At 72.2% G+C, this 11,186-nt stretch carries 10 protein-coding genes and 2 pseudogenes; 10 read left to right on the top strand and 2 right to left on the bottom strand.

All coding sequences use genetic code 11. The annotated features are described in order from the left end of the window. Positions 1-162: 162 nt before the first annotated feature. The 6 genes and pseudogenes from ACIRR9_RS34660 to ACIRR9_RS34635 form a co-directional block, all read left to right on the top strand. Positions 163-285 (top strand): annotated as a pseudogene (locus ACIRR9_RS34660) (LysR family transcriptional regulator); the annotation flags it as partial. A gap of 5 nt (positions 286-290) precedes the next feature. Beyond that, positions 291-1,691: pseudogene (locus tag ACIRR9_RS34655) on the top strand (FAD-dependent oxidoreductase); the annotation flags it as partial. 215 nt (positions 1,692-1,906) lie between these two features. Beyond that, positions 1,907-2,389, top strand: a complete 483-nt coding sequence (locus ACIRR9_RS34650; RefSeq protein ID WP_403760126.1) for an anthrone oxygenase family protein — start codon at positions 1,907-1,909, stop codon at positions 2,387-2,389. A 147-nt stretch (positions 2,390-2,536) separates the two neighbouring features. Further along, positions 2,537-4,063, top strand: a complete 1,527-nt coding sequence (miaB, locus tag ACIRR9_RS34645; RefSeq protein WP_365351436.1) for a tRNA (N6-isopentenyl adenosine(37)-C2)-methylthiotransferase MiaB — start codon at positions 2,537-2,539, stop codon at positions 4,061-4,063. A gap of 39 nt (positions 4,064-4,102) precedes the next feature. Then, positions 4,103-4,414, top strand: a complete 312-nt coding sequence (locus tag ACIRR9_RS34640; protein WP_365351437.1) for a hypothetical protein — start codon at positions 4,103-4,105, stop codon at positions 4,412-4,414. Between the two features lie 98 nt (positions 4,415-4,512). Continuing rightward, a complete protein-coding gene (locus tag ACIRR9_RS34635) occupies positions 4,513-5,220 on the top strand; it encodes a class III extradiol dioxygenase subunit B-like domain-containing protein (protein WP_403760121.1) in 708 nt (235 codons plus the stop codon). Positions 5,221-5,318: 98 nt separating this feature from the next. Here ACIRR9_RS34635 and ACIRR9_RS34630 read toward each other — a convergent pair whose 3' ends face one another. Both ACIRR9_RS34630 and ACIRR9_RS34625 read right to left on the bottom strand, forming a co-directional pair. After that, positions 5,319-5,609, bottom strand: coding sequence for an antitoxin (locus ACIRR9_RS34630; protein ID WP_365351439.1), 291 nt, complete (start codon positions 5,607-5,609; stop codon positions 5,319-5,321). A gap of 23 nt (positions 5,610-5,632) precedes the next feature. Beyond that, positions 5,633-5,947, bottom strand: coding sequence for a hypothetical protein (locus tag ACIRR9_RS34625; protein ID WP_403760118.1), 315 nt, complete (start codon positions 5,945-5,947; stop codon positions 5,633-5,635). 182 nt (positions 5,948-6,129) lie between these two features. Between ACIRR9_RS34625 and miaA the strand changes: the two genes are divergently transcribed. The 4 genes from miaA (at position 6,130) to ACIRR9_RS34605 (ending at position 11,129) form a co-directional block, all read left to right on the top strand. Continuing rightward, on the top strand, positions 6,130-7,068 hold the full coding sequence (gene miaA / locus ACIRR9_RS34620) for a tRNA (adenosine(37)-N6)-dimethylallyltransferase MiaA (protein ID WP_403760115.1): 939 nt from the start codon (positions 6,130-6,132) through the stop codon (positions 7,066-7,068). Between the two features lie 107 nt (positions 7,069-7,175). Then, complete coding sequence (locus ACIRR9_RS34615) at positions 7,176-7,682, top strand: hypothetical protein (protein ID WP_403760135.1); 507 nt, start codon at positions 7,176-7,178, stop codon at positions 7,680-7,682. 159 nt (positions 7,683-7,841) lie between these two features. Beyond that, positions 7,842-8,720: a diaminopimelate epimerase gene (gene dapF / locus ACIRR9_RS34610; RefSeq protein WP_403760112.1), complete on the top strand. Its 879-nt coding sequence runs from the start codon at positions 7,842-7,844 to the stop codon at positions 8,718-8,720. Between the two features lie 282 nt (positions 8,721-9,002). Further along, positions 9,003-11,129: a RelA/SpoT family protein gene (locus tag ACIRR9_RS34605; protein ID WP_403760110.1), complete on the top strand. Its 2,127-nt coding sequence runs from the start codon at positions 9,003-9,005 to the stop codon at positions 11,127-11,129. Positions 11,130-11,186: the final 57 nt, after the last annotated feature.

Below are 11,186 nucleotides of genomic sequence, written 5' to 3'. Positions count from 1 at the left end.
TTGCGGATTATTTCCGGTACACCTTTGTCAACAAGCCGGAGTGGCAGGGGATCTAGCGGTCGCGGGTCCGGCGCGGGCCGGTGGGGGCTGGTCGCGCCCGCGCGGCGGTAGCCGCACATTCGATACAGCCCCGCGCCCCTGAAGGGGCGCGATCATGAGGGTATGGAACTGCGTGAGCTGCGGGCCTTCGTCGCCGTCGTGGAGGAAGGGGGACTGTCCGCAGCCGCCCGGCGGCTGCACGTGAGTCAGCCCGCCCTTTCCCAGACCATCAGTGGGCTGGAGCGACGGCTCGGGGTGAAGCTGCTGGTGCGAGGGAGCAGCGGGGTGAAGGTCACCGAGGCGGGGACCGCGGCGAGTGCTCCTACTGGGCCTGTGTCCCCAGCAAGGCGCTGCTGCGGCCGGTCATCGCCGTCGCCGACGCCCGCCGGGTGGACGGCGCCCGGCAGGCCGTGACCGGGCGGCTGGAAACCGGAGCGGTCTTCGCCCGGCGCAACCGTTACGTCACCGACTGGGACGACAGCGGGCAGGCGCTGTGGGTCAAGTCCATCGGCGCCGACCTCTTCCGGGGCCAGGGCCGGCTCGACGGGCCGCGCCGGGTCACCGTCACCCGGGACGACGGCGCCCGGCAGACCCTCGTCGCCCGGCACGCGGTGGCCGTCGCCACCGGCAGCCGGCCGGTGCTGCCGGACATCCCGGGGATGGCGGAGGCACATCCCTGGACCAACCGGCACGGCACCGACTCCAGCACCGTGCCCGCCCGGCTCGTCGTGGTCGGCGGCGGTGGGGTCGGCGTGGAGATGGCCACGCTGTGGCAGGGGCTGGGATCGCAGGTCACGCTGCTCGCCCGACGGCGGCTCCTGCCCCGTATGGAGTCCTTCGCCGGAGAGCTGGTCGCCCAGGGGCTGGCCGAGGCGGGCGCGGACGTGCGGATCGGCGTCCAGGTGACCGCGCTGCGCCGCCCCGATGCCGCCGGGCCGGTGACCGTCACGCTCGACGACGGGAGTGAACTGGAGGCCGACGAGATCCTGTTCGCCACCGGGCGGGCCCCCAACACCGACGACATCGGTCTGGAGACCGTGGGCCTGCCCCCCGGGTCCTGGCTGGACGTGGACACGACCTGCCTGGTCGCGGGCGTCGACGGTGCCGAGGGCGCGTGGCTGTACGGCCTCGGGGACGTCAACCACCGCGCGCTGCTGACCCATGAGGGCAAGTACCAGGCGCGGACGGCGGGCGACGCCATCGGCGCCCGTGCCGCCGGGCGGCCGCTGGACGACGGGGACTGGGGCGACCACGCCACGACCGCCGACCAGCACGCCGTCGCCCAGGTCTTCTTCACCGACCCGGAGGCGGGCGCGGTGGGCCTGACCGCCGAACAGGCGACCGCCGCCGGGCACCGTGTGGAGACGGTCGACCTCGACTTCGCCGCCGCCCAGGGCGCCAACCTCTACGCCGACGGCTACACGGGCCACGCCCGGCTGGTCGTCGACGTCGACCGGGACGTGCTCCTCGGGGTGACCATGGTCGGCTCCGGGGTCAGCGAACTGCTGCACTCGGCCACGATCGCGGTCGCCGGAGAGGTCCCGCTCAAGCGCCTCCGGCACGCGATCGCACCGTTCCCGACGGTCAGCGAGATCTGGGTGTTCCTGGTCGCCGCGTACCGCCGGCAGCGGGCACGGGGCGACCAGGCGTGAGATCCCACCGACGCACACGGCCCGGCAACGGATGAGACCCCTCGGACCGGACCAGGTCTGCGACGGGTGGGGTCCCCGTCGGCCCACCCCCGGCCGCCGCCGGCCGAGAACGGACGGCGGCGGGAGCTGCCGCCACCCGCGCATCGAGACGATCGCGTATGCACATGAGTCCGACAGCCATGGGCCGTCCGGCGCGCGGAGACTTGGCTGAGGTCATGAGCATTCGACCGAGGTCTTTCGTCCAGGCCGGCTGGTTCGACCAGCACAGCCACGACTCTCTCGCCGACCGTGTCGCCGGGCCGCTCCTGGGAGCGGCCGTCCTGTGCACCGGCCTGATGGCCCGGCTCTTCTTCGCCTACGACATCTCTGTCATGCCGGGCCTTGCGCAGCTGGACGACCGTGCGTACGCGGCGGCCATGCAGCGGTTCAACGCGGTGATCGACGGCAGCGCGCTGTTCGGTCTGGTCTTCCTCGCCACACTGGCCTGCACGGTCGCCTCGGCGGCGGTGGCCTTCCGGAGGAAGCGGCGCGCGGTGGCCGTACCGCTGGTCGCGGCGGCCGCCTGCTACCTGGCGGTGCTGGTCGTCACCGTCGCGGTCAACCTCCCGCTCAACGCGGAGCTCGCGGCCCTGGGAGACCCCGCGACCGCCAAGGACCTTCCCGCGGTGATCGAGGACTTCACCGAAATCTGGTCCTGACCTGCCGTTCCTCCTGATGTCCCGTCGGCGGGGCGCGTCCTGAGACACACCGTGCCGAAGGCGTCGACCCCTGTCGAACCGGTCGGTCGAACTGCCCGGCCACCCACCACCGGCGGACGGCCCCCGGGAACCGCCTACCCTTGACCCATGACCATCAGCAGCGACCGGAGCCCCGCAGTGGACGTAGCAGCACCCAAGACCTACGAAGTCCGTACCTACGGGTGCCAGATGAACGTCCACGACTCCGAGCGATTGTCCGGGCTGCTGGAGGACGCCGGGTATGTGCGCGCCCCCGAGGGGTCGGACGGGGACGCCGATGTCGTGGTCTTCAACACGTGTGCCGTGCGGGAGAACGCCGACAACCGGCTGTACGGCAACCTCGGCCGCCTCGCGCCGCGGAAGGCGAGCCGTCCCGGCATGCAGATCGCGGTCGGCGGCTGCCTCGCGCAGAAGGACCGCGACACCATCGTGAAGAAGGCCCCCTGGGTCGACGTCGTCTTCGGTACCCACAACATCGGCAAGCTGCCGGTCCTGCTGGAGCGCGCCCGGGTCCAGGAAGAGGCCCAGGTCGAGATCGCCGAGGCGCTGGAGGCCTTCCCCTCCACGCTGCCGACCCGGCGCGAGAGCGCGTACGCCGCCTGGGTCTCGATCTCCGTCGGCTGCAACAACACCTGCACCTTCTGCATCGTCCCGGCCCTGCGCGGCAAGGAGAAGGACCGCCGCACCGGCGACATCCTCGCCGAGATCGAGGCCCTGGTCGGCGAGGGCGTCTCCGAGATCACGCTGCTCGGGCAGAACGTCAACGCGTACGGCTCCGACATCGGCGACCGCGAGGCCTTCAGCAAGCTGCTGCGGGCGTGCGGGAGCATCGAGGGGCTGGAGCGGGTGCGGTTCACGTCCCCGCACCCCCGTGACTTCACCGACGACGTCATCGCGGCCATGGCCGAGACGCCGAACGTCATGCCGCAGCTGCACATGCCGCTGCAGTCCGGCTCGGACACCGTGCTCAAGGCCATGCGCCGGTCCTACCGGCAGGAGCGGTACCTCGGGATCATCGAGAAGGTCCGCGCCGCCATCCCGCACGCCGCGATCACCACCGACATCATCGTGGGCTTCCCGGGCGAGACCGAGGAGGACTTCGAGCAGACCATGCACGTGGTCCGCGAGGCCCGTTTCACCCAGGCCTTCACCTTCCAGTACTCCAAGCGGCCCGGCACCCCGGCCGCCACCATGGAGGACCAGATCCCCAAGGAGGTCGTCCAGGCGCGCTACGAGCGTCTCGTCGCCCTCCAGGAGGAGATCTCCTGGGAGGAGAACAAGAAGCAGGTCGGCCGCACCCTGGAGCTGATGGTCGCCGAGGGCGAGGGCCGCAAGGACGGCGCCACCCACCGCCTCTCCGGCCGCGCCCCCGACAACCGGCTGGTCCACTTCACCAAGCCCGACCAGGAGGTCCGCCCGGGCGACGTCGTCACGGTCGACATCACGTACGCCGCCCCGCACCACCTCCTCGCCGAGGGCGCGGTCCTCGACGTGCGCCGCACCCGCGCCGGTGACGCCTGGGAGAAGCGGAACGCGGCGGAGGCGGCCAAGCCCGCGGGTGTCATGCTGGGGCTCCCGAAGATCGGGGTGCCGGAGCCGCTGCCGGCGGCGACGGGGGGCTGCGCGGCGCACTGAGCGCGCGCCGGGTTCATTCAGGAGAGGCGGGGGCGGGGCATGGGGCGCTGGGTGGTGGTCTTCGACCGCAATCTCGGGAACCAGAACGACGTCGACGAGGTGGCGCACTTCGAGGGCACCCGGGACGAGGCCCGCGCCCGCCTGTACGAGATCGCCTGTACCCACCGTCCCGGCGTCGGCCTGCGCCAGAAGCGCCGGCAGGTCTACCGGATCGGGGACGGGGACGCGTACTACGCGAACATCGAGGGCGCGATGTCCACACACCGCGTGACGTACCGGCTCGCCGAACTGGTGTGGAGCACCCATCCGGACTCCTGGCCCTGGGCCTGGAAGCAAGTGGACGGGGCGTGAACCAGGCGGTCTTGAAGCAACCGGGCGGTTTTGAGGCAACCGAGCGGTTTTGAAGGGGACGGGCCGTTGGCCGAGCGGTCTGGAAGTAGGCTCCGACCATGCTTGTCGCCGCCGCGGTCTGCCCCTGCCCGCCGCTCCTCGTGCCCGACGTCGCCGCGGGCGCCGCACCCGAGCTGGACTCCGCACGGGCCGCGTGCACGGACGCGCTGGGCGTCCTGGCCGCCGCCCGGACGGACCTGCTGGTCGTCGTCGGGCCCGCCGAGCAGGCCGGGCGAGGTGCGTTCCCGCAGGGCAGCCGGGGCACCTTCCGGGGCTTCGGCGTCGATGTCGACGTACAGCTCGGCCCCGGAGAGACCGGCGAGCGGGAACTGCCGTCCTCCCTCTCCGTCGCCGCCTGGCTGCTGGAGCGCACCGGCTGGGCCGACGCCCCCATCGAGGGGCTCGGCGTCGGGGAACAGCTGGAGGCCGCACGGTGCGTCGACGCCGGGCGGGCGATCGCCACCCGGGCCGCCCGAGTGGGCCTGCTGGTCATGGGCGACGCCAGCGCCTGCCGCACCCTCAAGGCACCCGGCTACCTCGACGAGCGCGCGGCCCCCTTCGACGCCGGGGCCGCCCGGGCGCTCGGCGCGGCCGACATCGCGGCGATCAGGGACCTCGACGCCGACCTGGCAGCCGAGCTCAAGGCCAGTGGCCGTGCCCCCTGGCAGGTCCTGGCCGGCGCGGCCGAGGACGCGGGCCTCGCGGGTGCGCTGCTGTACGACGACGCGCCGTACGGCGTCGGCTACCTCGTGGCCACCTGGTCCTGACGGCTCGGCCGGCCCGGTCCCGGGCGCCCCGTGAAACGGCGGACGGCCGGGAGTCGGGTGACTCTCGGCCGTCCGCCGATCTCCGCGATCCGCCCGGCTCAGGAAGCCGACGGCGGACCTTCCGGCCGGGTCGGGGTGGTGGGGTCGGTCGGCCCGGTCGCACCCATGGCGTCCGGGTGTACAAACCGGTCCATGGCGCCCTTGGCCCTGCCCGTGCCCGTCTGGATCTTGTCGCTGTACTTGTGCTTGGTCTTCTCGTCGACGACCCGCGCGGCCTTGTCGATGCCGTGCTGGAGCTTGTCGAACTTGTCCTCGTGCTGCTGCGCGAGGTGAGAGGCCTTGTCCTTGGCCGGGGTGAGCTTGGCCTTCAAATTGTCCAAAAGACGCATGGTCCACCTTCCCTCGCGGGCCGTTAAGTCCGGGCGCCCTCGCCGGCCTCGTTGTCGGCGGCCTCCCTGGCGGACTGCTGCTTGGGGATCTCGGTGCACTCGGCGGCGACGACCGCGGCGGGCTCCGTTGCCGGCTCGGTATCCGGCTCCATGTCCGGCTCCGCGTCCGCGCTCCCGCCGTCGTCCTCGCCAAGCCCCTTCGCAGCCGTCGCCCCGGCCGCCTGCTCCGCCGCGTTCTCCGCCTCGGACCCGTCCGGCTCGGTACCGGCCGGTGCCTCGGCTTCCGGCTCCTCCGTGACCTTCGACTTCTTTCCGAGGAGCCGTGCAAAAACGCCCATATCCACTCCATACGTTACTCGTGCGGGCGAAATCCCGCGTGACCCGGTGCGTCCGTTTGCGCCACTCCGGTCACCGCCTCCAGGCAGCGACCACGGGAATCTCGCAACGGGCAACGAAGCCGGACATGCACCGTCACGTAACTCGTTCGAGAGCCGCGTCCGAGGTTTGCAAGACTGGTGCGGTGAGCAGCGCACCCCCCGCCCCCCGTGTCATCGCCGTCGTCGGCCCCACCGCGGCCGGAAAGTCCGACCTCGGCGTCTTCCTGGCCCAACGGCTCGGCGGCGAGGTCGTCAACGCCGACTCCATGCAGCTGTACCGGGGGATGGACATCGGTACCGCCAAGCTGACGCCCGAGGAGCGCGCCGGCGTACCCCACCACCTGCTCGACATCTGGGACGTCACCGTCACCGCCTCCGTCGCCGAGTACCAGCGGCTCGCCCGCGCCCGCATCGACGCCCTGCTCGCCGAGGGCCGCTGGCCGATCCTGGTCGGCGGCTCCGGGCTGTACGTCCGCGGTGCCGTCGACAACCTGGAGTTCCCCGGCACCGACCCCGAGGTCAGGGCCCGCCTGGAGGAGGAACTCGCGCTGCGCGGCTCCGGCGCCCTGCACGCCCGGCTGGCCGCCGCCGACCCCGGGGCCGGACGGGCCATCCTGCCCAGCAACGGCCGCCGTATCGTCCGGGCCCTGGAGGTGATCGAGATCACCGGCCAGCCCTTCACCGCCAACCTCCCCGGCCATGACTCGGTCTACGACACCGTCCAGATCGGCGTCGACGTGGCCCGCCCCGAGCTCGACGAGCGCATCGCGCTCCGCGTCGACCGGATGTGGGAGGCCGGGCTCGTGGAGGAGGTGCGCGCACTGGAGGCGCACGGGCTGCGCGAGGGCCGCACGGCGTCGCGCGCCCTCGGCTACCAGCAGGTCCTCGCGGCGCTCGCCGGGGAGTGCACGCAAGCGGAAGCGCGGGCCGAGACCGTCCGTGCCACCAAACGCTTCGCGCGCCGCCAGGATTCATGGTTCAGGCGCGACCTGCGGGTGCACTGGTTGAGTGGGGCCGCGGCGGACCGCGAGGAACTTCCGCGGCTGGCCCTGGCGTTGCTCGAACGACCGGTCACAGCCTGATCACGTCATGGCATCGGGATGCGCCACCGGCCGTCCCGGCCTCCGGCGACGTGCCATCATCGAGCTTCGATCGCAAGTGGAGTCCTAGGTTGGGAGGGCGCGTGGCGATGGAGGCCGGCCCTCGCGACACCGCAGAAGACACCGAGCATGTCGCAGTCGGGCCCAGTGACACGGAAGAGGCCGAGGACCGGCTGAGCTCCGACGGTCCGGACGACACGGTGGGCGGCGGTGTGACCGCCGACGGCCCCGAGCCGGAGGAGATGTTCGCGAGCGGCCCCGAGGTCGAGGTCGAACTCCGTCCGCAGCGCCGGCTGCGCCTGTGGCAGCTGGCCCCCATCGTGAGCCTGGCCGCGGTCGGCTCCCTGATGTTCGCGTTCCCGCTGGCCTTCGACTTCGGCGACAGCGGAGCGGTGATCGCGATGCTGGGCCTGCTGATCTGCTCCTGCGCGGCGGGCTGGGGCATGACGGCCGCCCGCAGGGTCGGCTACACCTGGCCGGGCATCCCGGCGAAGGGCTCGGGCCGCAGGCCCGACTGGCGCGTGGTGATCGCCTACGTGGCCCTGGTGGCCATCGTGGCCGTCCTGGCCGTCTGGCGAGTAGCACGACTGCGCTAGAACGCCGCTGGCTGCAGCGCCCCGTCAGGGGCGCGGGGCCGTGTTGGATGTGCGGCTACCGCCGCGTGGGCGCGACCAGCCCCACCGGCCCGCAGCCGAACCGCCGGCCCCCACCGGCCCGCAGCCAAACCACCACGCACCCTCCCTTACCCTCGAAGAATGAGCATCCCCTTCCTCAAGGGCCACGGCACCGAGAACGACTTCGTGATCGTCCCCGACCCGGACAACGCCCTCGACCTCACCCCGGCCACCGTCGCCGCTCTCTGCGACCGCAGGGCCGGCATCGGCGCCGACGGCGTACTGCACGTCGTACGGTCCGCCGCGCACCCCGAGGCCAAGGGGATGGCCGCCGACGCGGAGTGGTTCATGGACTACCGCAACGGCGACGGCTCGATCGCCGAGATGTGCGGCAACGGCGTCCGCGTCTTCGCCCGCTACCTCCAGCACGCCGGCCATGTGACCGAGGGCGACCTCGCCGTGGCCACGCGCGGCGGAGTGAAGAGGGTCCACATCGCGAAGGACGGTGATGTCACCGTCGGCATGGGCGGCGCCCGCCTCCCCGAGGGCGACGTGACCGTGAGCGTCGGCGACCGCACGTGGCCCGCGCGGAACGTGAACATGGGCAACCCGCACGCCGTCGCCTTCGTCGAGGACCTCGCCCACGCCGGCGACCTCTACGCCCCGCCCCCCTTCAGCCCCCCGTCGGCCTACCCCGAAGGGGTCAACGTCGAGTTCGTCGTCGACCGCGGCCCCCGTCACGTCGCGATGCGCGTGCACGAGCGCGGCTCCGGCGAGACCCGCTCCTGCGGCACCGGCGCCTGCGCGGTCGCCGTGGCCGCCATCCGCCGTGACGGCGCCGACCCCGCCGCCACCGGCACCCCGGTGACCTACACCGTGGACGTGCCCGGCGGCCGGCTCGTCATCACCGAACGGCCCGACGGCGAGATCGAGATGACCGGCCCCGCCGTGATCGTGGCCGAGGGCGAGATCGACGCCGAGTGGCTGGAAAACGCCCTCCGCCGAGCTGACCGAACGTAATGAACCGTGGTCCGGGTGGTCGTCCAACACCTGGATCCACGGCTCGCGTTGCCCCGGGCGGCGAGAAACATCGGCCACACCCCGAACAGGTGGCGCAAAATCGTAAACCTCCAAATCGTCGCTCGATTGGGTGATCCGTTTCACGCTCGGCGGGAGCCGGTCAATCGGGCGCGATGGGCTCGGTAGCATCAAGCACCGGCACGGACGGGGGAACGTCGCCAATCCCTGAGCCACGTATGCCCTGGGGCCCCGTCCGCCGGTCCACGAGCCGGAGGTGTGCCCATGAGTGCGGAGGCCACGAACCCTGCGACGCCCGGTCCTGTAGTGCCCACAGTGGCCCGCAGGAAGGCCCGCGCCCGGATCGACCTGCGCCGGCTCGGCCTGGCCGCGCTGCTCGGCAACGCCGCCCGCGGCAAACTGCCCGACGCCATCGGCCATGTCGCGGAGGCGCACCGCGCCCACTATCCGGACGCCGACCTCGAACCGCTGCGCCGCGCCTACGTGCTGGCCGAGTCCTCGCACCGCGGTCAGATGCGCAAGAGCGGTGAGCCGTACATCACCCACCCGCTCGCGGTGACCCTGATCCTCGCCGAACTCGGCGCCGAGACCACGACCCTGACGGCGTCCCTGCTCCACGACACCGTCGAGGACACCGACGTGACGCTCGATCAGGTGCGGGAACAGTTCGGTGAGGAGGTCCGTTATCTGGTCGACGGGGTGACGAAACTCGAGAAGGTCGACTACGGGGCCGCCGCCGAACCCGAGACGTTCCGGAAGATGCTCGTCGCCACCGGCAGCGACGTCCGGGTGATGTCGATCAAGCTCGCCGACCGGCTGCACAACATGCGCACCCTCGGCGTGATGCGCCGCGAGAAACAGGAACGCATCGCCAAGGTCACCCGTGACGTCCTCATCCCGCTCGCCGAGCGGCTCGGCGTGCAGGCCCTGAAGACCGAGCTGGAGGACCTGGTCTTCGCGATCCTGCACCCCGAGGAGTACGAGCACACCCGGGAGCTGATCGCCGCGAACGCGGCCCGCGCCGACGACCCCCTCGCCACGATCGCCGACGAGGTGCGCTCAGTGCTGCGCGAGGCCGACATCCCCGCCGAAGTCCTCATCCGGCCACGGCACTTCGTCTCCGTCCACCGCGTCAGCCGCAAGCGCGGCGAACTGCGCGGCGCCGACTTCGGCCGGCTCCTGGTGCTGGTCAACGAGGACGCCGACTGTTACGCCGTCCTCGGCGAACTGCACACCTGTCTGACCCCGGTGGTCTCGGAGTTCAAGGACTTCATCGCCGTACCGAAGTTCAACCTGTACCAGTCACTGCACACGGCGGTGGCCCGCGCCGACGGCCAGGTCGCCGAGGTCCTCATCCGTACCCACCAGATGCACAAGGTCGCCGAGGCCGGAGTCGTCGCCCTCGGCAACCCCTACGCCCCGGCCGCCGACGCCCCCGCACCGGAGACCTCCGAGGATCCGGCCGACGGCGAGCGCGCCGACCCGACCCGCCCCGGCTGGCTCTCCCGCCTCCTCGACTGGCAGAAGGCGGCCCCCGACACCGACACCTTCTGGTCCACCCTGCGCGAGGACCTCGCCCAGGACCGCGAGATCACCGTCTTCCGCCCCGACGGCGGCACCCTCGGCCTCCCCGAGGGCGCCACCTGCGTCGACGCCGCCTACGCCCAGTACGGCGAGGACGCCCACGCCTGCATCGGCGCCCGCGTCAACGGCCGCCTCGCCACCCTCAGCACGGTCCTCAGGGACGGCGACACCGTCCAGCTCCTGATGGGCCAGGACCCGGCCTCCGAGCCCTCCCGGGAGTGGCTGGAGCACGCCCACACCCCGGCGGCCCGGATCGCCATCCAGCGCTGGCTGGCCACCCACCCGGACAGCGCCGAGGAGCCGCACGTCCCCGCCGAGGTACCCACCCGCCCCGTCCCGGAACCCCAGGCCTCCAGCCCCCGCACCGCCAGCGCCGTCGTCGCCGACCGCCCCGACGCGACCGTACGGCTGGCCGGCTGCTGCACCCCCGTACCGCCCGACGAGGTCACCGGCTTCGCCGTACGCGGGGGAGTGGTCACCGTGCACCGTGTCGAGTGCGCCGCGGTGGCGCACATGAAGGGCACCGGGCGCCCCGAGACCGCCGTGAGCTGGGGCGACAGCACCGCCTGCCGGGTCACCCTGGTCGCCGAATCGTTCGGCCGCCCCCATCTGCTCGCCGACCTCACCGAGGCGATGGCCCAGGAGGGCGCCGAGATCGTCTCGGCGACCGTGGAACCGCCCAGCCAGCAGCGCGTCCGGCACACGTACACGGTCGAACTCCCCGACGCGGCCCACCTCCCCGATCTGATGCGCGCGATGCGCAATGTGCCCGGGGTGTACGACGTGGGCCGCGCGCAACACCAGTGACGTGGCCGACGGGTACGACATGAGCCGAACGAAATACCGGCGACTTACTCGTTCGGG

Origin of the sequence: Streptomyces sp. NPDC101234 (assembly GCF_044767525.1) — a bacterium.
GTDB classification, from domain to species: Bacteria; Actinomycetota; Actinomycetes; order Streptomycetales; family Streptomycetaceae; genus Streptomyces; species Streptomyces sasae.
This window is presented reverse-complemented; position numbering and strand designations above follow the sequence as displayed.